Raw genomic sequence first — 25,862 nt, forward strand, 5'->3', positions numbered from 1 at the left:
CTCCCGAAAGGCACGATCATGCGCTTCATTTCTGAGCAGCGTCTCGACGACGGCGTCCTCGAGCGCGAATTCCTCCTCGGTGAGATTCCCGGCACCCTGTGGACGCCGGAGTCCGCCGCACCGGCCCCGCTGGTCCTGATGGCCCACAACAACGGTCTGCCCAAGGCCGACCCCCGGCTGGTGGCCCGGGCCCGGTACACCGCGGCCCGCGGGTACGTGGTGGCCACCATCGACGCCGCCGGGTGCGGTGACCGGCCCCGTTCCGCCGCCGCCGAGCAGGCCCGCGCAGAGCTCCGGCGGGCGATGCGGGCCGGGGAGCCGGTCGACGAGATCTTCGAGTCCTTCATCGGGCCGATGGTCGAGGGCGCGGTGCCGGACTGGCGGACCACGCTGGACGCCCTGCTCGAGCTGCCCGAGGTCGGCGGGCCGGTCGGTTACTCCGGGGGGTGGACCGCCCTCGGTATCCGGCTGGCGGTGGTCGAGCCGCGGATCGCCGCCGCCGGGTTCTTCGCCGGGGGGTACGTGCCGCGTGCCCAGCGTGAGGAGGCCCGGCGGGTCGGTATTCCGCTGCTGTTCCTGCTGCAGTGGGACGACGAGGGGAACCCCCGGCAGCGGGCGCTGGAGCTGTTCGACGCCTTCGGCAGCAAGGAGAAGACGCTGCACGCCAATCTGGGCGGGCACACCGGTACGCCGTTCTTCGAGCTGGAGGACGGGTGCCGGTTCCTGGACCGGCATCTGAGGTGAGGCCGGGCCGGCTGACGGATCACTAGTCGAGCGGTCAGGAATCGAGAAGCGGCGCGCGGCGGGCGCTTCTAGCGTGGTGTGCATGGGAGAAATCGAGTACGTCACGCTGGATGCGGCCGATGCGTCGGCCGCGCGTCGCTTCTACGCCGAGGCCTTCGGGCTGGACGACCGGTCGCAGGTCAGGGTGCGGGAGGCCGGGGCGGAGAGCAGCGGGTTCCGTGGGTTCACGCTGTCGCTGACCGTGGCGCAGCCGTCGGTCGTCGACAGCTATGTGCGGTCCGCGCTCGACGCCGGGGCCACGGTGCTGAAGCCGGCCGCGAAGTCGCTGTGGGGGTACGGCTGTGTGGTGCAGGCGCCCGACGGGGCGATCTGGAACCTGGCGACCTCCGCGAAGAAGGACGCCGGGCCCGTGGAGCGGCGGTTCGACGCGCTGGTGCTGCTGCTGGGCGTGGCGGACGTCCCGGCCAGCCGCCGGTTCTACACCGGGCAGGGCTTCACCGTGGGCAAGAGCTTCGCGCGGATGTACGTGGAGTTCGAGGCCGGGGACAGCCCGGTGAAGCTGGGCCTGTACCGGCGGCGGGCGCTGGCGAAGAGCGCCGGGGTGCCGGCGGAGGGCAGCGGGTCGCACGGGATCACCATCGCCGGGGATGCCGGGGCGGCCACCGACCCGGACGGGTTCGCGTGGGAGGCCGCGGCGCCGGCGGCCTCCGCGTCCTGAGGGCTGCTCGGGCTGCCCGAGCCGCGCGTCCCGGCCCGGGCCGCCCGAACCGACCAAGCCGTCCGAGCCGTCCGAGCCGCCCCGCGCCCCCCGCCCCTCAGGCCGACAGCGCCGAGGCTCCCGCCCCCGCGCACGTCGTCGCCAGGGCGTCCAGCGACAGGCCCAGCGTCTGCGCCAGCGCCGCGATCGTGAAGAACGCGGGCGTGGGAGCCCGGCCGGTCTCGATCTTGCGGAGGGTCTCCGGGGAGAGCCCGGCCGCCAGTGCCACGTCGACCATGCTGCGCGGGCCGCGGGCCTCGCGCAGGAGGGCGCCGAGGTGCTCGCCGCGGCGGCGTTCTTCGGGGGTGAGCGGAGTGCGTACCATGACCGTGATACTAATACCGGTATAAGAATTGGTCACGGTGCGGGTGCGGGAGGGGTCAAACGCCCATGGTGGAGCTGAAGAGCGCGGCGGCGCTGGACGCGATGCGGGAGGCCGGGCGCGTGGTGGCGCAGGCGCTGGCCGCGGTGCGGGACGCGGCAGGTGTCGGGGTGTCGTTGACGGAGCTGGACGGCGTGGCGCGCGAGGTGCTGGCGAAGGCCGGTGCGACGTCGCCGTTCCTGGGCTACCGGCCGTCGTTCGCGCCGGTGCCGTTCCCCGGGGTGATCTGCGCCTCGGTCAACGACGCCGTCGTGCACGGCATCCCGGACGGCTACCGGCTGCGCGACGGGGACCTGGTGAGCATCGACTGCGGGGCGCATCTGGACGGCTGGACGGGCGATTCGGCGATCTCGTTCACCGTGGGGACGCCGCGCCCCGCCGACGCGGCGCTCATCGAGGCCACCCAGCGGGCGCTGGACGCGGGGATCGCCCAGATGCGCGCCGGCAACCGGATCGGCGACGTCTCGTACGCCATCGGCGAGGTCGCGAAGGCGACGGGCGCGGGCATGCCCGCCGACTTCGGCGGCCACGGCATCGGCCGCCGTATGCACGAGGACCCGCACCTGCCCAACCGGGGCCGCCCCGGCCGGGGTTTCCCGCTGCGGCCGGGTCTGGTGCTGGCGATCGAGCCGATGTTCATGGCCGGCGGGCAGGACGCGTACGACGTGGACGGCGACGGCTGGACGCTGCGCACCGCGGACGGCAGCCGCGCGGCGCACATCGAGCACACGGTGGCCGTCACGGAGGACGGCCCGCGCATCCTCACCCTGCTGTGAGCCGGCGGCCGGCGACCGGGGAGGATCGGCGTATGAACGAGATCATCCTGATGTCCGATCCCGAGGTCGCGGCCGTCCCCGTGCGCGAGTGCGGCGAGCCGCTGGTCGACGTGCGCGCGGACGGCCGGCTGCTGGTCGACGGCCGCAAGGACGACGACTCCGGCGGCGCCTGCGGCCGGCTGCGGCTCGGGGTACTGGAGCGTCTCGTACAGGCGCAGGCGCTGCTCCCGGACGGGCTGCGCCTGCTGTACGTCGAGGGGTACCGGCCCCCGTCGCTGCAGCGCCGCTACTTCGAGGAGTACGCCGAGGGGCTGCGCGCCGCGAACCCGGGCTGGCCGCCGGCGCAGGTGCACCGGCAGGCCAGCCGTTATGTGTCGCCGCCGGACATCGCCCCGCACAGCGCGGGCGCGGCCGTCGACCTGACGCTCGCCGACGCGCGGGGCCGCGAGCTGGACCTGGGCACCCGGATGAACGCCAGCCCCGAGGAGAGCGCCGGCGCCTGCTACACCGACGCGCCGGGCATCGCGGACGAGGCGCGGGCGAACCGCGCGCTGCTGGGCCGGGTGCTGGCCTCCGCCGGGCTGGTCAACTACCCGACGGAGTGGTGGCACTGGTCGTACGGCGACCGCTACTGGGCGCTCATGTCCGGCGCGGACGCCGCCTGTTACGGGCCGCGGGAGCAGGTCTGACCGCGCTCACGGAGCGGTGACGACCTGACCCGCCCACGACAGCCCGCCGCCGAAGGCGATGAGCAGCACCGGCCCGCCGCTGGGCAGTTCGCCGCGCTCGACGAGCTTGGACAGCGCGAGCGGTACGGACGCCGCGGAGGTGTTGCCTGAGTCGACGACGTCGCGGGCGACGACGATGTCCTCGGGCAGGCCGAGCGGGCGCAGGGACGCCTCGATGATGCGCAGGTTGGCCTGGTGGGTGACGATGCCCGCCAGGTCCGCGGGCTCGAGGCCGGCCGCCGCGCAGGTGTCGCGGATGAGACCGGGCAGCTGCGAGGTGACCCAGCGGAAGACGGTCTGGCCGTCCTGCCCGAAGCGGGGCTGCCACGCGTCCAGCAGGCGTACGGCGGGGCCGAGTTCGGGGGCGGAGCCCCACACGACGGGGTGAACGCCGGGCTTGTCGGTGGCGGACAGGACCGCCGCGCCCGCGCCGTCGCCGAGGAGGATGCAGGAGGACCGGTCGGTCCAGTCGGTGACGTCGGACATCTTCTCGGCGCCGATGACGAGCGCGTGCCGGGCGGCGCCCGCGCTCAGCGAGTGGTCGGCGAGGGCGAGGGCCGTACAGAAGCCCGCGCAGCCGTTGTTGATGTCGAAGGCGACCGGGGAGGGCAGCCCGAGGCGCGCGGCGACCTGGGCCGCGGTGGAGGGGCAGCGGTCGCGGTTGGAGCAGGTGGCGACGGTGATGAGGCCGATGTCGGAGGGTGCCAGGCCCGCCGCGGCGAGGGCCTTGGCGGCGGCCGCGGTGGCCAGGTCGGCGACGGTCTCGTCCTCGGCGGCGATCCGGCGGGTGGCGATGCCGGTGCGGCGGCGTATCCACTCGTCGTTGGTGTCGACCATCGTGGCGAGCTCGTCGTTGGTGAGGACGCGCTCCGGCTGGTAGTGGCCGAGGGCGGTGATGCGGGATCCGGGCATACGGTCCTCCAGTGCGGGTGGGGCGCCGCTTCGGGGACGTGAGGCGGCGCGGCCGGTCGGTCCGGGGACGGGGTGGGCCGGGCGGCTGTCCGGAATATAGCAACCGATCGGTCGTAAGCTAAGTGGGTGTCCGCTGGCTAGGATGGCGGTATTCATCCCGGATGAATCCCGGGAGATCCGCCGTATGACCGTGGAGGGGTCCGCCGTATGAGCGTGAGGAGGCCCGCCCCATGAGCCCGCGCCGTTCCGTCGCCGAGGCCCGCAGGACGCGCGAGCGGATCCTCGACCGCGGTATCGCCATCGCCTCCGTGGAGGGCCTGGAGGGCCTGACCATCGGCCGGCTCGCCACCGATCTCGGCATGAGCAAGGCCGGGGTGCTGGGGCATTTCGGCAGCAAGGAGGCCCTGCAGCTGGCCGCGCTGGAGGAGGCGTCCGCGATCTTCAACCGGGTGGTCTGGGAGCCGGCCGCCCAGCTGGCGCCCGGGCTGACGCGGCTGCGCGCGGTGTGCGAGCGGTGGATCACGTATCTGGAGCGGGAGAAGGGCGCGTTCCCCGGCGGCTGCCTGTTCACCACGGCGTCGATGGAGTTCGACGCGCGCGGCGGCCCGGTGCACGACGCCGTGGCGCGGCTGTTCCTGGTGTGGCGGCGGCGCCTGGCGCACGAGGTGTGGCTCGCGGCGGCGGCGGAGGAGCTGCCGCGGGAGACGGACCCGCAGCAGGTCGCCTTCGAGCTGATGGGCCTGTACATGGTGCTGAACCAGTCGGTCCAGCTGATCGGCGACGCCTCAGCCCCGGACCGCACCCGCCGGGCGGTGGCCCGGCTTCTGGGCGGCGGGGGCTGAGGCGTTCTCAGCCAGCGCGTCCTCAGTCCCGCAGCGCGTCCTCGAGCTCCTTGCGCAGGCGCAGCTTGGGGCGGGCGCCGACCAGCTGCATGACGGGCTCCCCGCCCCGGAACAGCATCAGCGTCGGCATCGACAGCACCCCGTAGGCGGCCTGCGTGCCCGGGTTGCGGTCGACGTCGAGGGTGACGAACCGCAGCCGGCCCGCCTCCTCCTCGGCGAGCGACTCCAGCACCGGGGCGATCTGGCGGCAGGGCGGGCACCAGTCGGCGGTGAAGTCGACCAGGACGGGCAGCTCGGAGGCGAGGACCTCGGCGGCGAAGGTGTCGTCGGTGACGGCGGGTACGAGATCGGTGGCCTGGGCCATGGTCAGTCCTCCATCGGGGTCGTGAGTTCGCACAGGGGGGCGGTTCCGGTCGCGGGCGGGTGCAGCAGCGCGGACCGGGCCAGCCGGCCCGCGATCTCCTCCCGTACCCCGGTGAGCCGGCCGATCAGCGCGTCGAGCTGCTCGAGCTTCCGGCGGTAGACGTCCAGCGAGGCGGGGCAGTCGTCGCCCTCCTCGTGGCCCGAGCGCAGGCACTCCACGAACGGCCGCGTCTCCTCCAGCTCGAAGCCGAAGTCCTGCAGCTGGCGGATCTCCAGCAGCAGCCGCAGATCCTCCTCGTCGTACGAGCGGTTGCCGCTCCCGTCGCGCCGCGCGGGCAGCAGCCCGCGTGACTCGTAGTACCTGAGGGCGCGCGTGGTCGTCCCCGCCCTGTCGGCCAGCTCTCCGATCCGCATGCCTTCGACGGTAGACGTTGACGCTGACGTCAACGCCAGCGCTTCTTCTACGACGGGATTGTTCTGCCTACGCGGGGTTCCCGGCCGGTGCCCGGCACGCGCGCAGCTCCGTGCCCAGCATCGCCACGACCACCAGCACCAGCGCCGCCAGCTGCGCCACCGCCGTCGAGGCGGTCCCCAGCGGCACCGTCGCCAGCGCCAGCGCCGCGCCCGCCGCCCGGTACACCCGGGGGGTGAGGCCCAGCGACCAGCGGAAGCAGAAGTCGCCGGCCAGATACAGCGCCACCCCGCCGCCCAGCGCCAGCGCGGGCCCGGCCGCCAGCTGCTCGTCGAGATGGCCGAGGGACTTCTTCACCCCGGCCGCCAGCACCACGACGCCCAGCAGCATCGGGATGAAGGAGTAGTAGTACGCGAAGAGCGTGGTCCGCCAGCGGTCGGTCAGGGGCACCGCCCGCAGCGCCTCGTCGGCGGCCTCGCTGTCCCGTACGAAGAACGTCCACCACAGCGAGGCGACCAGCGCCAGGCCCAGCAGCAGGCCGGTGAAGAACAGCAGGTTCAGATTGGGGTGCTCGAGCCCCACGCCCACCGCGATCACGGACTCGCCGAAGGCGACGATCAGCAGCAGCCCGTGCCGCTCGGTGAAGTGCCCGACGTCGACACCGCCGAGACGTACCACCACGTCACCGCCCGACGTCCCGGCGGCGGCCCGCCGGGCGGAGAACCAGCGCAGCCCGAAGGTGTTGACGAACTGCAGCCCGATCGCCCCCGCCCAGAGCGCGACGGCCGTGGTGCCGGACGTGGTCCCGGCGATCAGCACCAGCAGCGCGCCGAGCACGTTCGTCGGGGCGTACGTCAGCACCATCCGCCCGTGCGACTGGGTGTACAGGCTGCCGTGCAGCAGTACGACGAGCAGATAGCCGATGCCGAAGACCACCCCGTCGCCGTCGAACGCACCGGGGATGGCCAGGGCGCAGACCAGGAACGCGGCCATGCCGCCCATCAGCAGCAGCCGGCGGGAGGTGCGGTCCGGGGGGACCTGGTTGGTGAGGTAGACGTAGGCCGCGTACATCCAGAACAGGACGACGAACAGCGCCACGACCTGACCGAAGGCGCTCACCGTCAGGTCGCCCGCGAGCTTCACGGTGAGCTGGGTGAGGGTGAAGACGAAGACCAGGTCGAAGAACAGCTCCAGCGTGGAGACGCGGACCTCGTCCTCCCCGTTCCTGGCCGGTATGTCGGTGGCGGCCTCGTTGGCCATGTGTGCTCCCCCGGATGTGCGCGTGACGCGTGCTGCGCGCGAGCGTACGCGGGCGCGGCGGGCGGGGTCCATGGGGATGGTGCCCGGTCGGCATGTGCCGACCGGGGGTTTCATCCGGGGGGCGGGGTTGGCATGTGCCGACCGGGGATTTCCGGTTGGCCGGGGGCGGCGTGGCGTCCTACCTTGGCGCCCGTGGACGTCACCCCGCTGCTGCGCGCCCTCGCCGGGCACCACGGGCTGCCGCTGTCGGCGGTCCGGCCCGCGCCCCTGCAGGGCGTGGCGAACCGGGTGTGGTTCGTCGGCGAGCACCTGGTGCTCCGGGTCGCGCGCGACGAACCGGGGGCCGTCGCCGATCTGCGCAAGGAGCTGGCCGTCATCCCGTACGCGACGGAACTCGGCGTGCGCACCCCGCGGCTGGAGGGCTTCGGGGAGACCGGCCCGGTGCCGTACGTACTGCTGCGGCGGGCGCACGGGGTGGTGCCGGAGCTGCCCGAGTCCGCGGCGGGGGACCCGCGCGGTGAGGTGTACCGGCAGCTGGGCGCGGAGCTGGCGCTGCTGCACCGGGGCCGGTACGCGGGGCCGCCGGTGCCGTACGACGACGGGGGCGATCCGCTGCGGACGGTGGAGCGGCTGCGGGCCGAGGCGTATCTCGGGGCGGCCGAGGCGCGGTGGCTGAGCGGCTGGTTCGCGCGCCTCGCCCCGTACCGGGAGGGGGTCGAGCCCGTTCTCGTACACGGGGACGCCTGCCCCACCAACCTCCTCGCCGATCCGGCGAGCGGCGACCTGTCCTGGCTGCTGGACTGGGGCGACGCGCATCTCGGCGATCCGGCCGAGGACTTCGCCAAGCTCCCGCTGCGCGCGGTGCCGTACGCGCTGGCCGGCTATCTCGGGGAGGCGGCCGCCGGATCCGTGCAACGTGAGTGGGCGGCGCGGGTGCTGTGGCACCAGCTGCACTGGGCGCTGGCCCGCATCCCGACCCCGCCGGGGCGGGACGGCGTGCACTGGTCATCGCCGATGGCGGCGCGGCTGCTGGAGGTGCTCCGGTTCTACGCCGAGGGGGCGCCGGAGGCGTGGCGGGGGGTGGGGGCGTAACGCCGCGGGGTGTCGCGCCGTCGGGTGTCGCGCCGTCGGGTGTCAGCGGGTGTCGCGCAGCTTCTCCACCGCTTCCTTGGCCTCTTTCAGGCCCACGCCGGTGTACTCGCGGTAGAGCTTGATCGCCATGATCAGCCGGTCCTGCCGGAGCTGGGCGTCGATCTCTGCCAGCTGCGCGTGGGAGAGCGGCGTCGGCACCGTGTCCCGGGGGGACGTGGTGTGCGGCGTCGCCCCGTCATACCGGGGCGTCGGTGGTGTCTCCTCGTCGAGCCGGCGTTCCAGGGTGGCGAGTCTCGACTCCAGCCGTTTCACGCGCTGTTGCGTCCCGGAGAGCGCCAGGCCGAAGAGGAGGGCGACGAAGCCGAGCAGCGCGTAGGCCATGCCCGGACCCTAGGGGCCCGGCGGCCGGTACGCCAGAGGCCGTATTGCGGTGGCCCGGGTCCGCGTCCGGTTGCTTCAATGCGCCGGTGACATCACTGGAGAACATAGAGCGCTACTACGACGACGTGCCCCGCGCCGCCGCCCGCGTCGAGGAGTTCGGACCGCTGCGGCTGTTCGTACGCGAGAACCCGGGCTTCCCCTACTACGCCCGCCCCGCGGGCTCGGGCGGCGAGGCGAGCGTCGCGGACGTGGACAAGGTGCGGGCCCGGCAGCGGGAGCTCGGCGTCCCCGAGGCGTTCGAGTGGGTCGCCGAGGTGACGCCCGGACTGCGGGCCGCCGTCGAGGGGAGCGGGCTCACGGTGAGCGAGCATCCGCTGATGGTGCTCGCCGGGGAGCCCGGTCCCGCGGCGGACACCCCGGACGCCGAGGTACGGGTGCTGGCCGCGGACGACCCCGCGCTGGCCCTGGCGCTCGCCGCCACGCACGTCGCGTTCGGTGCCTCCGGCAGCCAGCAGGAGATCGCGGACCGGCTCACGGCGGACGGCGCCGTGGAGGTGGTCGCCGCCGGGATCCGCTCCGGCCGGCGGATCGTTGCCGCGGCCGTCACCGCGGACGGGCAGGCGCTGTGCGGGGGCAGCTGCATGCCGCTCGAGGGGGTCGCCGAGATCGGCGGTGTCGGCACGGTGCCCGCAGCCCGGCGGCGCGGGCTGGCGTACGCGGTGACGCGGGCGCTGGCCGTCGCGGCGGGGGAGGGCGGGGTGCACACGCTGTTCCTGTCGGCGGAGGACGAGGCGGTGGCCCGGATGTACGCCCGGCTGGGCTTCGTGCCGCTGGCCACGGCGTTGATCGCGGAGGCCGGGGAGGGGGAGTGACCGGCCGGTGCGCCTTCGACCCCCGAGGGCGTGTTCCGGGCCGCGCCCGCGGATGCGCTTGGATACGACGATGAGCACCGATCGCCCATCCATGGTCCTCGACGCCCGCACTCCTCCCGCCCGCCCCGGCGCGCTGCCCGCCGGGGTGAGCGTGCGGGTCGTGACGGCCGACGACCCCGGGCTGCCGTCCGTGCTGGCGGTGACGCGCATCGCCTACGGCGATCCGGGCAGCGTCCGGGCGCTGGCCCGTACGCTCACCGAGGACGGCACGGTGGCCGACATCGCCGGTGAGATCCGCCACGGGCGGCGGGTCGTGGCCGGCGCGTTCGGTGCCGACGGGCAGGCGCTGGCCGGCGCCCACTGCACCGTGGACGGCGAGGTGCACACGGTGGGCACCCTGCCGGCCGCGCAGGGCGGCGGGCTCGGCTACGAGGTGACCCGCGCCGTACTCGGTGAGGCCCGCCACCGCGGGCAGCGCCACTTCCACCTCACCGCCGAGAACCCGGCCTCCGCCCGGCTCTACGCCCGGCTGGGCTTCCGCGCGGTGCCGGAGGAGGGGGAGGCGCGGTGAACGGTCCCGTCGGACTGGTGGTCTTCGACTGCGACGGCGTGCTGGTGGACACCGAACGCTACGGCGTACCGCTGGAGACCCGCGTCGCGAACCGGCTCGGCTGGCCGCTGACGGAGGCCGAGCTGGTCGAGAAGTTCATGGGTACGTCCGTGGCGGAGGCCGGCCGCATCATCGACGAGCGGCTCGGGCCCGGTTCCGCCGAGCGGTGGTTCGAGGAGTACCACGAGCTGTTCCACGCCGGGCTGGACCGGCTCACCCCCGTGCCGGGCGTCGTCGAGGCCCTGGCCGCGATCGACCTGCCGACCTGCGTGGCCTCCAGCGGTACGCACGAGATGATGCGCACCACGCTGGGCCGTACCGGGCTGTGGGAGCACTTCGAGGGGCGGATCTACTCGGCGTCGGAGGTCGCGCACGGCAAGCCCGCCCCGGACCTGTTCCTGCACGCGGCGCGCTCCATGGGCTTCGCGCCCGGGGAGTGCGTGGTGGTGGAGGACAGCGCGTACGGGGTGCGGGCGGCGCGCGCGGCGGGCATGCGCTGCCTGGCGTACGCGGGCGGGCTCGCCCCGGCGGCGTCTCTCGACGGGCCGGGCACGGTGCTCTTCGAGGACATGCGGGAGCTGCCCCGGTTGATCGCCCGGATAGCCTCGGCGTCATGAACAAGCCCATCGAACTGGTCATCTTCGACTGCGACGGGGTCCTCGTCGACAGCGAACGCCTCGCCGTACGCATCCAGATCGAGATCGGAGCCGAACTCGGCTGGATACTCACCGCGGACGAGGTGATCGACAGGTTCATGGGCAAGTCCGAGGCGTCCATCCACGCGATGCTCGCCGAACGCCTCGGCACCGATGCCGCCGACACCTGGCACACCCGCAACCGCGAACTGCATCACACCGCCATCGACACCGAACTCACCGCCGTCGACGGGGTGGCCGAGGCGCTGGCCGCGATCACGCTGCCGACCTGCGTGGCCTCCAGCGGAAGCCACGACAAGATGCGGCACACGCTGGGCCGTACCGGGCTGTGGGAGCACTTCGAGGGGCGGATCTACTCAGCCACCGAGGTCGCGCACGGCAAGCCCGCCCCGGATCTGTTCCTGCACGCGGCGCGCTCCATGGGCTTCGCGCCCGAGGTGTGCGTGGTGGTGGAGGACAGCCAGTACGGGGTGCGGGCGGCGCGCGCGGCCGGCATGCGGAGCCTGGGGTACGCCGGGGGGCTGTCGCCCGAGGAGTGGCTGGCGGGGCCGGGCACGGTGCTCTTCCATGACATGCGCGAACTTCCGGAGGTGCTGGATGCGCTTGGCCAGTAATGCGGGTTACGCCGAGCAGGCGGACGAGCGGGCCCGTGGGGATCTGACGTGGGACGTGGAGCGGGCGCGGGCCGACGAGCTGCACCTGTTCCCGGTCGAGCCGTGCCGGGTGCTCGACGTCGGCGCGGGCACCGGGAAGGACGCCGCCTGGCTGGCCGGGCTCGGGCACACCGTCACGGCCGTCGAACCCACCGACGAACTGCGCGCCCACGGGGCCCGGTTGTACCCCGACGCGGGGCTGACGTGGATCGAGGCGGGGCTGCCGGAGCTGGCCGGGGTCACCGGCGAGTACGACTTCGTGCTGCTCAGCGCCGTGTGGATGCACCTCGACGCCGTGGAGCGGGCGCACGGTATGGGCCGGCTGGCGGAGCTTCTCGCGCCCGGCGGGCGGGCGTTCATGACCCTGCGGCATGGGCCGGTGCCGGCGGGACGGCGGATGTTCGACGTGTCGGGTGACGAGACGGCCGCACTCGCCGCGGAGCACGGGCTGCGTACGGTGGTGAACTCGACCGGGCATCCGGACTACACGGACCGCCCCGGAGTCAGCTGGACGCGGGTGGTGCTGGGCCGGCCGGCGGGGGCGGGTGCTGCGGGGTAGGCGGGGTGGGGGGCCTTGGCCGGGGCGGGTGCTCTGGCGGGGGCGGGGTGGCGGCCTGAGGGGGTTGTCAGTGGCGGCGGGTAACGTCGCCTCATGCGAGCCGCCCGTCTGGTGTCCCTGCTTCTGCTGCTGCAGAACCGCGGCCGGATGACCGCCGCCGAGCTGGCGGCGGAGCTGGAGGTCTCGGTACGGACCGTGTACCGGGACGTCGAGTCGCTGAGCGCGGCCGGCGTGCCGGTGTACGGCGAGCCCGGCCACGACGGCGGTTACGCGCTCCTCGACGGCTACCGCACCCGGCTGACCGGGCTCACGGCCGCCGAGGCGGAGGCCCTGTTCCTCGCCGGGCTGCCCGGGCCGGCGGCGGAGCTGGGCCTGGGCTCGGTGCTGGCCGCCGCCGAGCTGAAGGTCGAGGCGGCGCTGCCCGCGGAGCTGCGGGCGCACGCCGGACGGATCCGCGAACGCTTCCTGCTGGACGCCCCCGGCTGGTACCGCGACGCCGACGAGGTGCCCTTCCTCCCCGCCGTCGCCGCGGCGGTGTGGGAACGGCGGGCGGTCCGGGTGCGCTACCGGCGCTGGTACGCGCCGGAGGTCGTCGAGCGCCGGCTCGAACCGTACGGGGTCGTGCTGAAGGCGGGCCGCTGGTACGCGGTGGCGGAGACCGGTTCGGGCATCCGGACCTACCGGATCGGCCAGATCCTGTCCCTGGAGCCGCTGGCCGATCCGTTCACCCCGCCTCCGGGCTTCTCGCTGGGCGGCTACTGGGCCGAGCACACGGCCGACCTCCAGGCCCGGCTGTGGCAGGGGGAGGCGGAGATCCGCATCTCGCCGGCCGGCCGGGAGCGGCTCCCGGACCTGACCGTGCAGGCGGTCATCGACGCGGTCGATGCCGGGGTCGAGGAGGGGGACGGCTGGCGGCGGGCGGTCATTCCCATCGAGAGCCTCACCCATGCGGAGACGGAGCTGCTCAAGCTGGGGGCGGAGGTGGAGGTGCTCGGGCCTCCGGTCCTCCGCGACCGGGTCGCCGCCACGGTCCGGGCTCTCGCCCGGCTCTACGCGTAGGTGTCCCACCTGCCGCCCCCTTCGTCGCCTTCCGCTGCGGGGGCTCCGCCCCCGGCCCCCCGTTCGCGGGCTGCGCCCGCGTTTCGCGCCTGAACGGCGCTCGTCCTCAAACGCCGGACGGGCTGGTTTCGGACCCTCCGCCGTGGTGCCTGGCGGCTGGGGCAGGGGCGCTGGGCGCCTTGTCCTCAGATGCCGGGCGGGCTGGTTTTGGGCCTTCCGCCGTGGTGCCTGGTGGCTGGGGCGCTGGGCGCCTCGTCCTCAGTTGCCTGGCGGGCTGGTTTTGGCCTTCCGCCGTGGTGCCTGGCGGCTGGGGCGCTGGGCGCCTCGTCCTCAGTTGCCTGGCGGGCTGGTTTTGGCCTTCCGCCGTGGTGCCTGGCGGCTGGGGCGCTGGGCGCCTCGTCCTCAGTTGCCTGGCGGGCTGGTTTTGGCCTTCCGCCGTGGTGCCTGGTGGCAGGGGCGCTGGGCGCCTCGTCCTCAGTTGCCGGGCGGGGTGGGCTTGGCCCTCGGCCCCTGGTGCCTGGTGGCTGGCGCGCTGCGCTGCGCTGCGCTGCGCCTCGTCCGGGCGGGCCGGTCCTACACGTCCCGGGCGTGTAGGACCACCGCTCCCGCCGCCAGGGCCGCTCCCGCGTATATCGCCAGGACGCCCAGGCCCGGCCAGGGGGCTATCGCCAGGCGGTCGAGGTCCTTCGTGGCCTGGATGGACAGGGCCGCCGGCATCGGGGCCCAGCGGTCCAGGCGGTGGACCCAGCGGTCGTCCGGGATCGCCGTCTTGAACAGCGGGGCGAGGTAGAGCAGCGCCAGCGCCGCGGTGAGCGTGCCCGCGGTGTCTCGCAGCATCGCCGCGAGACCCAGGGCCAGCAGGGACACCAGGACCATGATCAGGACGGTGCCTGCCGCAGCGCGCAGCGTGGGGCCGTCGGCCAGCGAGGCCGGGGGGTAACCGGCCGCCTCCGTGAAGCCGTTGCCGGGCAGGATCAGCCGGCCGGCCAGCAGCGAGAGCAGCACGCCCGCCGTACCCGCGACGGCCGTCAGCCCCGCCAGCACCACCGCCTTCGCCGCCAGCACCCCGGACCGCCGCGGCATCGCGGTGAACGTGGCCAGGACCGTACCCGTCCCGAACTCCGCCGTCATCGCCAGCGCGCCGAGCACCGCCGCGACCGCCTGGCCCAGCCAGATCCCGGTGAGGCTGAGCTTCACCGTGTCCTCGTGGCAGGCGGCCGCCGACTGGCAGTGCTCCGCCGACACCGATGACACCGTGCCCGCCCCGACGCCCGCCATCACGAGCACAGCGACGCAGAGCAGCCACCAAGTACCGGGCACGGTACGGAGCTTGGTCCACTCCGCGTGCAAGTGCCGTGCCGCGGTCGCCGTCAGGGGCGCCGGGTCGACGACCGCGCGCCGGACCACCGTCGTCGCCGTCATACGTCCCGCCTCCGCAGCCGCCAGACGGCCAGCGCCAGCACCACGGCCGCCCACAGCGCCAGCACGCCCAGACCGCCGTACGACGGCAGGGGGTAGCAGCTGTTCTCCGGCATGCACGGCCGCTCTATCTGCTCGTAGTGATGCCCGCCCTGCTGTACCGAGAACGCGGCCACCGGCGTGAACGTGAACAGCCACTGCGTCACCCCCAGCGGCAGCGCGCTGCCGAGGATCAACGGCAGGAGCATCAGCATGATGACCCCGGTGATGGCGCCCGCGCTGTGCCGGAGAAACGCTCCCGCGGCCAGCGCCAGGACGGCGACCAGCGCCAGCATCGCCGCGGTGCCGACCACCGCCCGCAGCCCGGCGCCCTCGGTGAGGGAGTAGTGCGGGTAGACCGGTGGCAGATAGCCGTTGTCCCGCATGCGGTCCTGCGCCCAGGAGAAACCGGCCGCGGTGGCGGGCAGGGCCACCGCGAACGACACCACCCCGACGACCACGGCCTTGGCCACCGGCACCCGCCCGCGCCGGGGACTCGCCGTCAGCGTGGTGCGGATCATGCCGCGCTTGTACTCGGCCGTCACGAACAGCGTGCCGAGGGCCGCGAACACCATCAGCGCCACCCAGGAACCGGCCAGGCTCTGCGTGAGGTTGTCCCCGCCGGCGAAGGTGTCCGGCGCTATGTCACCGGAGCCGGTGATGGTGTAGACGCCGTTCGCCTCGCTGTCGGACCCCTGCAGGTCGTTGATTTCGTCCTGGGCGGCCTGGCGGCGCTCGTCGTCGGCCTGCTCGTCGGCCGCGGAGTCGGGCAGCGGTCCCATCGTCAGTTCGCCGACGGGCTCACCGGTGAAACTGCCGGAGGCCGGCGCCTTTCCGTTCACCGTGACGTGGTCGAAGACACCGGTGGCCTTGGTGGGTCCGGAGCCCTCGGAGAGACTGCCGAAGGCCCGCTCGACCACATAGGAGTCCGGCGAGGCGACGAACAGCCCGATCTCGGCCGTGCGCGGCAGACTCGCGGGTGTGACCGTGCCGACCTTCTGCCAGTCGCGCCCGTCCCTCGACTCGTAGCCGGTCACCGTGCCGCCCTCGCGGACCAGCCTGAGCCAGCTGCCCGCGGCGGCGGTGTCGCTGCCGGCCCGGTCCTCGGTGAAGTCCCACTGGAGCCGCACACCGTGCTTGGCGGTGGCCGTCAGTGCCGCGTAGCCGGCGCCGGACTCGGCGCCGTCCTTGATGAGCACGCCGGCCTTGGCCCAGCCCTCGACGCCGCGCGTTTTCCCGTCCGGCCCGCGATGGTCTTCCGCCGTCAGCGACGCCACCCGGGCGACGATCTCCCCGTCGCCGGTGAGGGGCTGGTGCAGGAACCGGAAGCGGTCCTGGACCACCGAGCCGTCCGGGCCGGTGAGGGCGTCCGGTGCCTGGTTGTTGCCCGGCCCCGTGTTGGAGGCGAGCATCGTCAGCGCGACGGAGACCGCGGCCGCCGCGGCCAGGCCGATCAGCCAGCGCCGCACGGTGCGGAACTTGGTGAACTCCGCCCGCAGCAGCTGCCAGAACCCGTCCCTGCCGGGCGGCAGGCTGGACCGGTACGACGCGGGCCTCGAGGTCGTGTCGATGGCCATCAGACTTCCTCCGACCCGGTGCGGGAGACTCCCGCGGTCGTGGGTTCTGTCAGTGCTCCGCCGGGACCGCGACCGGAGCCGGGGCTGGAGTCGGAGTCGGGCCCGGGGTCGGTGTCCGCCGCGAACTCCAGTGAGTCCCGGGTCAGTTCCATATAGGCCTCCTCCAGCGTCGCCCGATGGGCGCGCACCTCCGAGAACGGCACCCCCGCGGCCCCCAGCAGCCCGGTGATCCGCTCGGCGGGCAGCCCGGTGACGGCGAGCGAGTCCCGGCCGTCGGCCGCGACCTTCGCGCCCTCGCGGGCCAGCAGCGCCATCGCCTCCGTACGCGCCGTGGTGCGCAGGGCGACCCGGTCCCCGGAGGCGGCGGCCAGTAGCTGCGCCACGCTGGTGTCGGCGATGAGCCTGCCGCGCCCGATCACCACCAGATGGTCGGCGCTGTCCTCCAGCTCGCTCATCAGATGGCTGGAGACCAGCACGGCCCGGCCCTCACGCGCCAGCGAGCGCACGAAGCCGCGGATCCAGCGGATGCCCTCCGTGTCCAGGCCGTTGACCGGCTCGTCGAACATCAGCACCGGCGGATCGCCCAGCAGCGCGCCCGCGATGCCCAGGCGCTGCCGCATGCCCAGCGAGTAGCCGCCGGCCCGGCGGCGCGCCGCCGACTCCAGCCCCACCTGTGCGATGACCTCGTCCACCCGGCGGCGCGGTATGCCGTGGGAGTGCGCGAGCCACAGCAGATGGTCACGCCCGCGGCGGCTCGGGTGCACCGCGGACGCGTCCAGCAGCGCCCCCACCTCCCGCAGCGGCGTGCGCAGCTCGGCATAGCGCCGCCCGCCGATCAGGGCCTCGCCCCCGTCGGAGGCCTCAAGGCCGAGGATCGCGCGCATGGTCGTGGACTTCCCCGCCCCGTTGGGCCCCACGAAGCCGGTGACCTGCCCCGGCTCCACGGTGAACGTCAGCCCGTCCACCGCCACTGTCCGGCCGAACTGCTTGCGCAGCTGCCGCACTTCGATCGTTGCGTCCATGGCACAGCACGGTAGGCAGTGGGCGGGGTCGGCGTCGTCCCGCCCGAGAGCCGTCTTCGGCACCCCTGGCAGGAGGGACGCACCCTCGTACAGGTCCCTCGCACGGGGGACTCACAAAGCGCTGACCTGGGGGACGCGCCGTCGACCCCGCGCCCGCGAGAATGGCGGGGTGCGAGATCACGTCGGCGGCCGGGGAGCGGTCGCACGGGGGGTGAGCGCCGGACTTCGGAGGCCGGCGGTCGCCGCGGTCACGCTTGCCCTCGCGGGGATCGCGGAGGTGCTGGCGCGCGGCACGGACCCGGGGGACGACATCGTCTACTCCGTGCTTCTGTGCGTCGGCACGACGGTGCCGCTGGCGCTGCTGCGCAGCCAGATCGTCATCGCGGCTCTGACCATCACGGCCGCGGGCATGCTGTCGGTGCAGTCCCCGCCGGTGCTCACCGTGGCCGGGGCGGTCTCCCAGCTCATCGTGCTCTACTGGCTGGGCCTGTCGGGGTCCAGACCCCTGTCCCTGCTGCTCGTACTCCCCTATCTCGTACGCGCGCTGGGCGACGGAGACGCGACCGGGCGGACGTACGCCGTGCTGCTGGCCGTGGGTGGCGCGGCGCTGGCCGCGACCGGCAGCGCCCAGCGGGCCCGCACCGACGCGCGGGCCCTGACCGAGACCGAGCAGGTCATGGCGGACACCCTGATAGCGCACGCGGCGCGCGGCGAGCGCGCGCGCATCGCGCGCGAGCTGCACGACGTGGTCGCCCACCACATCTCGATGATCTCCGTGCAGGCCGAGACGGCGCGGCTCACCACCCCCGGCATGCCCGAGGCGGGGGCCAAGCGGCTGCGGGACATCGGGGACACCGCGCGCGCCGCGCTCACCGAGATGCGCCGGCTGCTGGGCGTCCTGCGCGAGGACTCCGGTGTCACCGCACCGCAGCGCCGCCCCCAGCCGGGCCTCACCCAGCTCAACGAGCTGCTGGACGAGGCACGTGACGCCACCGGCGCGGCGGCCCGGCTGATCGTCAGCGGAGCGGTCGCCCCGCTCGACCCGGGCATCGAGCTCACGGCGTACCGCATCGTCCAGGAAGCCCTCACCAACGCCCGCCGGCATGCGCCCGGCGCCGCCGTCGACGTGGAGATGCACTACACCGAGGACACCCTGCTGCTGCGCGTCCGGGACAACGGCCCCGGTCCCGGCCACTCCCCCGCGTCCCCGGGCCACGGCATCCTCGGGATGCAGGAGCGGGCGCACACCGTGGGCGGCGAACTGCGTACCGGCCCGGCCCCCGGCGGCGGCTTCCTGGTGGAGGCCCGGCTGCCCGTTCCCCAGGAGGCGTGATCATGACCCGTATCGTCGTCGCCGACGACCACGAGGTGGTGCGGGACGGCTTCGCCGGACTGCTCGACAGCCAGCCCGACCTCACCGTCGTCGGACGCGCGTCCGACGGTGCCGAGGCCCTGCGGGTGTGCGCCGAGACGCGCCCCGATGTGGTGCTGATGGACGTGCGCATGCCCGGCATGGACGGCATCGAGGCGACGGCGAAGCTGACCAGCGGCGGTGACGGCCCGCGCATCCTCATACTCACCACCTTCGACCTCGACGAGCACGTCTACGACGCGCTGGCCGCCGGCGCCGCCGGATTCCTGCTCAAGGACGTGACGGCGGAGCATCTCTTCGACGCGGTGCGGGTGGTGGCCGCCGGCGAGGCACTGCTCGCGCCGACGGTGACCCGGCGGCTCATCCAGGAATTCGCCCGCCAGCGCCGCAAGACCCCGGCCCAGCAGCCGGGCCTGCCCGCGCTCACCCCGCGCGAGACCGAGGTGCTCAAACTGGTCGCCCAGGGCCTGTCCAACCCGGAGATCGCCGCGCGGCTGCACGTCGGCGAGGAGACGGTGAAGACGCATGTGAGCCGGATCCTGGGCAAGCTCGGCTTGCGCGACCGGACCCAGGCCGTGGTCGCGGCGTACGAGTCCGGGGTGGTCGTGCCGGGAGCCCCGGGATGAGGCCCGCGTGTGCCGGCGCCGGCAGTGGGCGCCCCCAGCCGGCGCTCCCCGTCCGGCACCGTTGGGACGCCGGGTCGGCGAAATACCGGCGCCCCCGTCTCACCCGGGCGGTTAGCCTGCGCGCATGTCACTGCTCCCCTCCACCCAGCGCGCCCTGCTCCACCGCATCGCGACCGCCCAGGCCCAGGGCCGCACGCCCTCGCTGGCCGCCGCCGTGGTCCGCGACGGCGAGACGGTCTGGACCGGCGCCCGCAGCATGCTCGGCGATTCGCACGCGCCGGACTCCGGCACGCAGTACCGGATCGGCTCCATCACCAAGACCTTCGTCGCCGTGCTGGTGATGCGGCTGCGCGACGAGGGCCTCATCGACCTCTCCGATCCGCTCGAGGCGCACCTGAAGGGCACGCAGGCCGGCCCGGCCACGATCCACCAACTGCTCACCCACACCGCCGGTATCGGCGCCGAGCCCCGGGGCCCCTGGTGGGAGCGCACTCCAGGCACCCTGCGGCCGGACGTCGAGACCCTGTACGTCGAGGACACCCAGACGGTCCTGCCGGCCGGGCGGCGCCACCACTACTCCAACCCCGGCTTCGCCTACTTGGGGGCCCTCGTGGAGCGGCTGCGCGGTGCGTCCTGGGGCGAGGTGCTGCTGGACGAGGTGCTGCGGCCGCTGGGCATGGACCGTACGACGCTGCTCCCGGAGGCCCCGCACGCGGGGGGCTTCGCCGTGCACCCGTGGGCCGACGTGATGCTGCCCGAACCGCTCACCGACACCGGGGCGATGGGCCCGGCGGGCCAGCTGTGGTCCACGACCGGGGATCTGGCGCGGTTCGCGGCGTTCCTGGCCGCCGGGCACGACGGGGTGCTGGGCGCGGACACCGTGGAGGAGATGCGCACCCCGGCCGCACCGCCGGCGTTCGGCAGCTGGGACGCCGGGCAGGGACTCGGCGTGCAGCTCTCCCGTACGCCCGAGGGGCGGCTGATCGCCGGCCACTCCGGCTCGATGCCGGGCTTCCTGGCGTCCCTGCACCTCAGCGTGGAGGACGGGCTGGCCTCCGTGGTCCTGACCAACGTCACCTCCGGGACCACCACGACCGCCGTCGCCAACGACCTGATCCGGCTGGTCGCCGAGCACGAGCCGCGGATCCCGGAGCCCTGGCGGCCGCTGTCCGACGAGGACGCGGACCCGGAGCTGCTCGCCCTCACCGGCCCCTGGTACTGGGGCGCGAACCCCTACACCCTGCATCTGAGGGCGGGCCGCCGGCTGGAGCTGACGCCGCTCGGCGCGGCGGGGCGCGCATCGCGTTTCCTGCCGAACGCGGACGGTACCTGGACCGGACTCGACGGCTACTACACCGGCGAGACCCTGCGGGTGCACCATGACGGGGACGGCGGCGTCACGCATCTGGACCTGGCGACGTTCGTCCTCACCCGCTCGCCGTACGACCCGGACGCCCCCATCCCGGGCGGCGTGGACGGCTGGACCCGGTGACGTACGGCGCCCGGCGCGGGGGACATCGGGGGCTCAGGCGCTGAGTTCCCGCTCCAGTGGCGTGCGGAAGCGGGGCGTCACACGCGCCTCGCCGATCACCGACGCGAGGCGGGCCGCCGCGGACTCCACGGCGGCCGCGGCCTCCTTTCCGTACGAGCCGAACAGTCGCCACACCACCTCCCCGTCCGGGCGCTGCGCCCAGCCGCCGATGATCTGGCCGTTCCACCACACGGTGGGGCCGATGTTGCCGCTGCGGTCGTACAGGCCCTGGTCCCCGGACGGCAGGAACCAGCTCCGGTCCTGCCAGCCCATCGGGGTGGGGTCGAGGGCGGGGAGGAGGGCGGCCCAGGGGGTTTCACGTGAAACATCGGCGGCGGGAACGGGCTGGTCATCGGCCGCGACGTACGCCGGGCCGCCGTCCTGAAGGGTGACCTCGCGTGCGCCGGCCGCCGCGAGCGCCTTGCGCGCGGCCGTCAGCGTCCAGCCCGTCCACCATTTGAAGTCCGCCTCCGTGCCCGGCCCGTACGCGACGAGCCACCGCCGTGCCACCTCCGCCTGCGCCTCGGCGGGCCGCAGCGCGGGGAACACCTCGCCCGGCGCCCAGCGGAACTGGCTCGACGTCCACGTTCCCCGGGGATGACCGCGCCGGATCCGGCCGTCGGCGGCGAGGACGCGCAGCACCCGTGACACCACGCCGAGTTCGGTCTCCTGCCGGGACCCCGGAAACACCACGATCCTCGTCCTGAGCAGCGGATCGGCGGCGGCGATCTCCTGCCCCGTCGCCTCCCCCTTCTCCGCCAGTACGGCGAGTGCCGCGTCCTCCGCTTTCGCGAGCCAGGCGGCGTCCTTGCCGTTCCAGTCGGCCAGCTGCCTGAGCAGGTTCTTGCGCTCCCGCTCGGCGATCGCCCGCGCCGCGGCCGCGTCGACGTACGGCGCCGTCGCGCGGCTCACGGCGAAGAGCGTGCGCCGCATCGCCAGCAGCTTCACCAGCTGCGGCGGATCGTCGTACAGCGCCTTCTCCACGGCTGACACCTCCGGCCGCTCCAGCCGTACGCACGCGGAGAGGAAGACCGTGGCCGCATCCGTCGAGTGCAGCGCGACGACCGCGTCCGCGGCGGCGCTCGGGGAGGCTACGCGCGCCCCCGGCGTGAGCGCATGGCGCACACCGATGCGCGCACGTCGTTCAGCCGTGGAGATTGCCCTTGTACGAGTCATGCGGGCAACGCTATTGCGCTTTTCGGTGGTCTAAAGGTCAGACGGGTCCACAGCGACCCGCGGAGATCCCAGAGGTCTACAGCTGCTTCTTAAATCCAACATGTGACGCCTCGAAGCCCAGCCGCTCATAGAAGCGGTGCGCGTCCGTCCGCCTCGCGTCCGAGGTGAGCTGGACGAGGCTGCAGCCCAGGTTCCGCGACTCCTCGACCGCCCACTCGATGAGCCGCGTGCCCAGGCCGCTGCCCCGCTCGGTGTGGTGGACGCGCACCGCTTCGACGATCGAGCGCACCGTGCCCTTGCGGGACAGGCCCGGGATCACGGTGAGCTGGAGGGTGCCGACGGTGCGGCCGTCGCGGACGGCCACCACCAGGTGCTGGTTGGGGTCGTCCGCGAGCCGGTCGAAGGCCGCGTCGTACGGGGTGAGGTCGTCCGGCGACTCGCGCTGCTGGGCGATGGGGTCGTGGGCCAGCATGGCCACGATCGCGGGGATGTCGTCCCGGACGGCGCGCCGGATCTCAAGATCGCTCATGGGTCGGAGCCTACGCAGCGGTCCTGTCCGGCCTCACGCCGGTACGGGCAGCGCCTCCACCGCGGCCACCAGCGGCGCCAGCTCGGGCCGCTTCGCGGCCTCCGTCAGCGCCTCGCGCAGGGCCGCCTCGTAGCCGGGACGGGCCCGCTCCAGCAGCTCGCGGCCGGCCGGGCTGACCTCGGTGTAGATACCGCGCCGGTCGGTCGGGCAGAGGTAGCGGCTGAGCAGCCCGCGGTCCTCGAGGCGGGTGACCAGCCGGGTCGTGGCGCTCTGGCTGAGGACGACCGTGTCGGCGAGCTGGTTCATCCGCAGGTGGAAGTCGTCCTGCTGGTTCAGCACGTCGAGCACCTGGTACTCGCGGGCGCTCAGCCCGTGTGCCTTCTGCAGCACCCGCTCGACATGGCTCTCGATCCGGGCGTGCAGGGCGGCGAGGGCGGCCCACCCCTGGCCCAGTCCTTGCAGCTGTTCGTCCGTCGCCGACATGCGCGGCCTCCTTGCCGAGTGTGCCGAGGGTCCTGTCCCGTACTCCCAGGGTACTCGACCCGCGCAATATCCCGCGCTTGCAATTAAATGCGCACACAATTATTGTGGGGGCGTGTCACGGGCTGGAACAACGAAGTCCCGGCGCACGAAGCAAACCCCCACTCCAGGAGCCAAGCTCATGCCTCTCGCCCTGCTGGCGCTCGCCATCGGCGCCTTCGGGATCGGCACCACGGAGTTCGTCATCATGGGCCTCCTTCCCGAGGTCGCCGCGGACTTCTCCGTCTCCATCCCCACCGCGGGCTATCTGACCACCGGCTACGCCCTGGGCGTGGTCCTCGGAGCGCCCCTGCTCACCGCCCTCGGCACCCGGATCCCGCGCAGGCGGATGCTGATGATCCTGATGGTGCTGTTCATCGCCGGAAACGCCCTGTCCGCCCTCGCCCCCGCGTTCGGCGTGATGCTGGCCGGCCGGATCGTCGCGTCCCTGGCGCACGGCGCGTTCTTCGGCATCGGCGCGGTCGTCGCCGCCGATCTGGTCGCCCCGCAGAAGAAGGCCGGCGCCATCGCGCTCATGTTCACCGGCCTCACCGTGGCCAACGTCGTCGGCGTCCCCGGCGGCACCTACCTCGGCCAGCAGCTGGGCTGGCGGCTCACCTTCTGGGGCGTCGCCGCGATCGGTGTCGTCGGCCTGTTCGGGGTCGCCAGGCTCATCCCGGACCTGCCCCGTCCGCAGGGCCCGGGCCACGGGCTGCGCCAGGAGCTGGCGGGCTTCCGCAATCCCCAGGTGGTGCTGGCCATGGCGATGACCGTGCTCGGTTTCGGCGGTGTCTTCGCCGCGATCACCTACATCGCGCCGATGCTGACCGAGGTCACCGGCTACGCCGACTCCTCCGTCACCTGGCTGCTGGTCCTCCTCGGCCTCGGCATGGTGGTCGGCAACCTGCTCGGCGGCCGCTACGCCGACCGTGCGCTGATGCCGATGCTGTACGTGTCCCTCGGCGGACTGGCGCTCGTCCTGGGCCTGTTCACCGTCACCGCGCACGACAAGACGGCCACCGCCGTGACCCTCTTCCTGGCCGGTGTCCTCGGGTTCGCGACCGTGCCGCCGCTGCAGAAGAGGGTGCTGGACCAGACACCGACCGCCTCGACCCTGGCCTCCGCGATGAACATCGGCGCGTTCAACCTGGGCAACGCGCTGGCCGCCTGGCTCGGCGGTGTGGTCATCTCCGCGGGTCTGGGCTACACGGCCCCGAACTGGGTGGGCGCGGCCCTGGCCGGCTCCGCGCTGGTGCTGGCCGTCGTGTCCGCCCGGCTCGAGCGCCGCACGGCGGCCGCGGCGGGGCGGGTCGTCGCCCGGTCGGTGGTGGAGGCCCGGCAGGCGGTGCGTGGGTAGGGCGGCGAGCGGGCCGCGCCGCGCGGGCGAGCGTGCCGGGTCGCGCGGCTACAGCGCCACCGTCACCGGTACGAAACGCCGTGTCAGGTCGCCCGGCGCCTGCTCCGCTCCCCGGACCATCACCGACTGCTCCCAGGACGCCTCCGGGAGGCCCCGCTCCGTGAGCCAGTCGCAGAGCTCCTTGTGCCGTGCGTCCACGTCCAGGCGGACCTCCTGGTCCACTCCGGCCGCCAGCCCGGAGATCAGTGCCTTCGCCGTGTCCGGGGAGTCGGCGATCACCGGGCCGATCACCAGGTTGCCCACGTTCTGCCAGGTGCCGGCGAAACCGGTCAGCCGGCCGTCGGACTCCGCCACCAGCAGCCGCTCGCAGAACGCCGGCAGCCGGGTCAGCAACTGGGTGCGGTCGGCGCCGAAGACCTCCGCGTCGAGCGCGCGGATCGCGTCCAGATCGGCGGCCCGGGCGGGGCGTACGGCGGAGGTGTCCACGGCCGGGTCGGGGGAGAAGGTGCCGGTCCGCATCGGCGAGGTGCTCACCGCCCGGAAGCCGAGCTGCTCGTACAGCGGGCGGCCGTTGGGCGTCGCGTGCAGGGTGACGACGGCGTCACCGGCGGCGTCCAGCGCGTGCCGCATGGTGTGGCGGCCGAGGCCCTGGCGGGCGTAACGTCCGGCGGTCAGCACCATGCCGATCGAGGCGAGGGAGTCGCCGTAACGGGTCAGGACCAGCGCGGTCGCCAGTCCGTCGCCGTCGGGGGCCTCGATGCCGTAGACCGTGCCGACCTGCAGCAGCAGCCGCCACTTGTACTCCTCGCGCGACCATCCCCGGTCCGCGCCGAGGTCGAGGAGCCGGGGGAGGTCGCCGAGGCCGAGTTCATGTACGGGCAGGGCGGGGAGAGCGGGGTGTGCGGGCATGGAGGTCAGACTGTCTCAGCGACCGGGGGCACGTCGACCGCTTTAGCGATCTTTGTGCGCGCCGACACACCGCCCGGTACACCGCCCGTCTGGCCGGCCGCCTTCTGGTCCGTCCGACCGGTCGCCTTCCGGTCCGTCCGGCCCCCCGCCGCACGGTCCGCCTTCCGGTCCGCCGCACCGCCCGCCACCCGGGCTTCGCGCAGCCTGCGTCCGCGGCGGGTGAGGCCCCAGGGCTTCAGTACGGACACCACCGTGCAGAAGAGGTAGATGCTCAGGCTGACGGACGGCGCGAAGAGCAGATCCTGGCCCGCCTCGACGGGCACCCGGGCGATGGCGTCCGAGGCGGCGCTGTTCACCGCGGGACGCAGCGAGAACACCGTCGCCGTGGTGGCGATGAGGGTCAGCCAGAACTTGATCCACACCCAGCGGTGCCGCGCCAGCCCCCACACCGTGCCGAGGGAGAGCAGCACACCGCTGAGCAGGGTGGTGAACGCGATGGGCAGGATCAGCCAGTCGGTGAAGACCTTCATCGAGCGGTACGAGGCCTCGGCGACGGCGGCCGAGCCCGAGGTGTACCCGGCGATGCTCAGCGCGAGCAGGCCCAGGCTCAGTCCCAGCCAGCCGACCGAGACGACGACATGGACGACGAGTGCGGCCCTGCGGGGCCTTCGGGTGAGCTGCATACCCCAACGGTCCCGGGCGCGGGCCCGCGGCGAATCTCACCGCGG

Annotated in this window: 30 protein-coding genes; 16 read left to right on the forward strand and 14 right to left on the reverse strand. The window is 73.7% G+C overall.

What is annotated here, in order from left to right; genetic code table 11:
- The first annotated feature begins 18 nt into the window (after positions 1-18).
- Positions 19-744: an alpha/beta hydrolase gene (locus tag AB0M28_RS30005; RefSeq protein WP_365411968.1), complete on the forward strand. Its 726-nt coding sequence runs from the start codon at positions 19-21 to the stop codon at positions 742-744.
- Between the two features lie 82 nt (positions 745-826).
- Positions 827-1,462 (forward strand): glyoxalase, encoded by a 636-nt coding sequence (locus AB0M28_RS30010; protein WP_365411864.1) that lies wholly within the window; start codon positions 827-829, stop codon positions 1,460-1,462.
- Between the two features lie 97 nt (positions 1,463-1,559).
- On the opposite strand, the gene AB0M28_RS30015 is transcribed toward AB0M28_RS30010, so the two are convergent.
- Positions 1,560-1,826 (reverse strand): helix-turn-helix transcriptional regulator, encoded by a 267-nt coding sequence (locus AB0M28_RS30015; protein WP_365411866.1) that lies wholly within the window; start codon positions 1,824-1,826, stop codon positions 1,560-1,562.
- A gap of 65 nt (positions 1,827-1,891) precedes the next feature.
- Between AB0M28_RS30015 and map the strand changes: the two genes are divergently transcribed.
- Together map and AB0M28_RS30025 are read left to right on the forward strand one after the other, a co-directional pair.
- Positions 1,892-2,659 (forward strand): type I methionyl aminopeptidase, encoded by a 768-nt coding sequence (gene map / locus AB0M28_RS30020; protein ID WP_365411869.1) that lies wholly within the window; start codon positions 1,892-1,894, stop codon positions 2,657-2,659.
- Positions 2,660-2,691: 32 nt separating this feature from the next.
- Positions 2,692-3,348, forward strand: coding sequence for a M15 family metallopeptidase (locus tag AB0M28_RS30025; protein ID WP_365411872.1), 657 nt, complete (start codon positions 2,692-2,694; stop codon positions 3,346-3,348).
- Between the two features lie 6 nt (positions 3,349-3,354).
- Here the strand turns inward: AB0M28_RS30025 and AB0M28_RS30030 are convergent, their stop codons facing one another.
- Complete coding sequence (locus AB0M28_RS30030; RefSeq protein WP_365411875.1) at positions 3,355-4,299, reverse strand: beta-ketoacyl-ACP synthase III; 945 nt, start codon at positions 4,297-4,299, stop codon at positions 3,355-3,357.
- Positions 4,300-4,529: 230 nt separating this feature from the next.
- On the opposite strand from AB0M28_RS30030, the gene AB0M28_RS30035 reads away from it, so the two are divergent.
- Positions 4,530-5,141: a TetR/AcrR family transcriptional regulator gene (locus tag AB0M28_RS30035; RefSeq protein WP_365411878.1), complete on the forward strand. Its 612-nt coding sequence runs from the start codon at positions 4,530-4,532 to the stop codon at positions 5,139-5,141.
- Between the two features lie 22 nt (positions 5,142-5,163).
- On the opposite strand, the gene trxA is transcribed toward AB0M28_RS30035, so the two are convergent.
- The 3 genes from trxA to AB0M28_RS30050 form a co-directional block, all read right to left on the reverse strand.
- A complete protein-coding gene (trxA, locus tag AB0M28_RS30040) occupies positions 5,164-5,505 on the reverse strand; it encodes a thioredoxin (RefSeq protein ID WP_365411881.1) in 342 nt (113 codons plus the stop codon).
- Between the two features lie 2 nt (positions 5,506-5,507).
- Positions 5,508-5,918, reverse strand: a complete 411-nt coding sequence (locus AB0M28_RS30045) for a MerR family transcriptional regulator (protein ID WP_365411884.1) — start codon at positions 5,916-5,918, stop codon at positions 5,508-5,510.
- 67 nt (positions 5,919-5,985) lie between these two features.
- Complete coding sequence (locus tag AB0M28_RS30050) at positions 5,986-7,176, reverse strand: low temperature requirement protein A (RefSeq protein WP_365411887.1); 1,191 nt, start codon at positions 7,174-7,176, stop codon at positions 5,986-5,988.
- 192 nt (positions 7,177-7,368) lie between these two features.
- Here AB0M28_RS30050 and AB0M28_RS30055 point away from each other — a divergent pair, with 192 nt between their 5' ends.
- A complete protein-coding gene (locus AB0M28_RS30055) occupies positions 7,369-8,268 on the forward strand; it encodes an aminoglycoside phosphotransferase family protein (RefSeq protein ID WP_365411890.1) in 900 nt (299 codons plus the stop codon).
- Positions 8,269-8,310: 42 nt separating this feature from the next.
- Here AB0M28_RS30055 and AB0M28_RS30060 read toward each other — a convergent pair whose 3' ends face one another.
- Positions 8,311-8,649, reverse strand: coding sequence for a hypothetical protein (locus AB0M28_RS30060; protein ID WP_365411893.1), 339 nt, complete (start codon positions 8,647-8,649; stop codon positions 8,311-8,313).
- An 86-nt stretch (positions 8,650-8,735) separates the two neighbouring features.
- Here AB0M28_RS30060 and AB0M28_RS30065 point away from each other — a divergent pair, with 86 nt between their 5' ends.
- The 6 genes from AB0M28_RS30065 to AB0M28_RS30090 all read left to right on the forward strand — a co-directional run bounded on the left by AB0M28_RS30065 (position 8,736) and on the right by AB0M28_RS30090 (position 13,058).
- Complete coding sequence (locus tag AB0M28_RS30065) at positions 8,736-9,521, forward strand: GNAT family N-acetyltransferase (RefSeq protein ID WP_365411896.1); 786 nt, start codon at positions 8,736-8,738, stop codon at positions 9,519-9,521.
- A 70-nt stretch (positions 9,522-9,591) separates the two neighbouring features.
- Entirely contained in the window at positions 9,592-10,092 is a 501-nt protein-coding gene (locus tag AB0M28_RS30070) for a GNAT family N-acetyltransferase (protein ID WP_365411899.1), read from the forward strand.
- Positions 10,089-10,748, forward strand: coding sequence for an HAD family hydrolase (locus AB0M28_RS30075; RefSeq protein ID WP_365411902.1), 660 nt, complete (start codon positions 10,089-10,091; stop codon positions 10,746-10,748). The genes AB0M28_RS30070 and AB0M28_RS30075 overlap by 4 nt, the downstream gene beginning before the upstream one ends.
- A complete protein-coding gene (locus AB0M28_RS30080) occupies positions 10,745-11,401 on the forward strand; it encodes an HAD family hydrolase (protein ID WP_365411905.1) in 657 nt (218 codons plus the stop codon). The genes AB0M28_RS30075 and AB0M28_RS30080 overlap by 4 nt, the downstream gene beginning before the upstream one ends.
- Entirely contained in the window at positions 11,391-11,999 is a 609-nt protein-coding gene (locus AB0M28_RS30085) for a class I SAM-dependent methyltransferase (RefSeq protein WP_365411908.1), read from the forward strand. The genes AB0M28_RS30080 and AB0M28_RS30085 overlap by 11 nt, the downstream gene beginning before the upstream one ends.
- 93 nt (positions 12,000-12,092) lie before the next feature.
- Entirely contained in the window at positions 12,093-13,058 is a 966-nt protein-coding gene (locus AB0M28_RS30090) for a WYL domain-containing protein (protein WP_365411911.1), read from the forward strand.
- Between the two features lie 573 nt (positions 13,059-13,631).
- Here AB0M28_RS30090 and AB0M28_RS30095 read toward each other — a convergent pair.
- Genes AB0M28_RS30095 through AB0M28_RS30105 form a run of 3 tightly spaced genes read right to left on the reverse strand, consistent with a single transcriptional unit; the run spans position 13,632 to position 17,115 of the window.
- Positions 13,632-14,480, reverse strand: coding sequence for an ABC transporter permease (locus AB0M28_RS30095; RefSeq protein WP_365411914.1), 849 nt, complete (start codon positions 14,478-14,480; stop codon positions 13,632-13,634).
- Positions 14,477-16,093, reverse strand: coding sequence for an ABC transporter permease subunit (locus tag AB0M28_RS30100; protein ID WP_365411917.1), 1,617 nt, complete (start codon positions 16,091-16,093; stop codon positions 14,477-14,479). The genes AB0M28_RS30095 and AB0M28_RS30100 overlap by 4 nt, the downstream gene beginning before the upstream one ends.
- Positions 16,093-17,115, reverse strand: a complete 1,023-nt coding sequence (locus AB0M28_RS30105; RefSeq protein WP_365411920.1) for an ATP-binding cassette domain-containing protein — start codon at positions 17,113-17,115, stop codon at positions 16,093-16,095. The genes AB0M28_RS30100 and AB0M28_RS30105 overlap by 1 nt, the downstream gene beginning before the upstream one ends.
- A 211-nt stretch (positions 17,116-17,326) precedes the next feature.
- Here AB0M28_RS30105 and AB0M28_RS30110 point away from each other — a divergent pair, with 211 nt between their 5' ends.
- The 3 genes from AB0M28_RS30110 to AB0M28_RS30120 all read left to right on the forward strand — a co-directional run bounded on the left by AB0M28_RS30110 (position 17,327) and on the right by AB0M28_RS30120 (position 20,605).
- On the forward strand, positions 17,327-18,448 hold the full coding sequence (locus tag AB0M28_RS30110; RefSeq protein WP_365411923.1) for a sensor histidine kinase: 1,122 nt from the start codon (positions 17,327-17,329) through the stop codon (positions 18,446-18,448).
- A 2-nt stretch (positions 18,449-18,450) separates the two neighbouring features.
- Entirely contained in the window at positions 18,451-19,113 is a 663-nt protein-coding gene (locus AB0M28_RS30115) for a response regulator transcription factor (RefSeq protein ID WP_365411926.1), read from the forward strand.
- Between the two features lie 124 nt (positions 19,114-19,237).
- Complete coding sequence (locus tag AB0M28_RS30120; RefSeq protein ID WP_365411929.1) at positions 19,238-20,605, forward strand: serine hydrolase domain-containing protein; 1,368 nt, start codon at positions 19,238-19,240, stop codon at positions 20,603-20,605.
- A 33-nt stretch (positions 20,606-20,638) separates the two neighbouring features.
- Here the strand turns inward: AB0M28_RS30120 and AB0M28_RS30125 are convergent, their stop codons facing one another.
- From AB0M28_RS30125 to AB0M28_RS30135, 3 genes are all read right to left on the reverse strand, one after another.
- Complete coding sequence (locus AB0M28_RS30125) at positions 20,639-21,820, reverse strand: winged helix DNA-binding domain-containing protein (protein WP_365411932.1); 1,182 nt, start codon at positions 21,818-21,820, stop codon at positions 20,639-20,641.
- 76 nt (positions 21,821-21,896) lie between these two features.
- Positions 21,897-22,349 (reverse strand): GNAT family N-acetyltransferase, encoded by a 453-nt coding sequence (locus tag AB0M28_RS30130; protein WP_365411935.1) that lies wholly within the window; start codon positions 22,347-22,349, stop codon positions 21,897-21,899.
- Between the two features lie 33 nt (positions 22,350-22,382).
- Positions 22,383-22,832 (reverse strand): MarR family transcriptional regulator, encoded by a 450-nt coding sequence (locus AB0M28_RS30135; RefSeq protein ID WP_365411938.1) that lies wholly within the window; start codon positions 22,830-22,832, stop codon positions 22,383-22,385.
- Positions 22,833-23,010: 178 nt separating this feature from the next.
- Between AB0M28_RS30135 and AB0M28_RS30140 the strand changes: the two genes are divergently transcribed.
- Positions 23,011-24,225: an MFS transporter gene (locus AB0M28_RS30140; RefSeq protein ID WP_365411941.1), complete on the forward strand. Its 1,215-nt coding sequence runs from the start codon at positions 23,011-23,013 to the stop codon at positions 24,223-24,225.
- Between the two features lie 48 nt (positions 24,226-24,273).
- On the opposite strand, the gene AB0M28_RS30145 is transcribed toward AB0M28_RS30140, so the two are convergent.
- Complete coding sequence (locus AB0M28_RS30145; RefSeq protein WP_365411944.1) at positions 24,274-25,134, reverse strand: GNAT family N-acetyltransferase; 861 nt, start codon at positions 25,132-25,134, stop codon at positions 24,274-24,276.
- 5 nt (positions 25,135-25,139) lie between these two features.
- Positions 25,140-25,817 carry a DUF2269 domain-containing protein gene (locus AB0M28_RS30150; RefSeq protein WP_365411947.1) on the reverse strand — a complete coding sequence of 226 codons (678 nt, stop codon included), beginning with the start codon at positions 25,815-25,817 and terminating at the stop codon, positions 25,140-25,142.
- Positions 25,818-25,862: the final 45 nt, after the last annotated feature.

Source organism: Streptomyces sp. NPDC051940, from assembly GCF_040680895.1.
Taxonomy (GTDB): domain Bacteria; phylum Actinomycetota; class Actinomycetes; order Streptomycetales; family Streptomycetaceae; genus Streptomyces.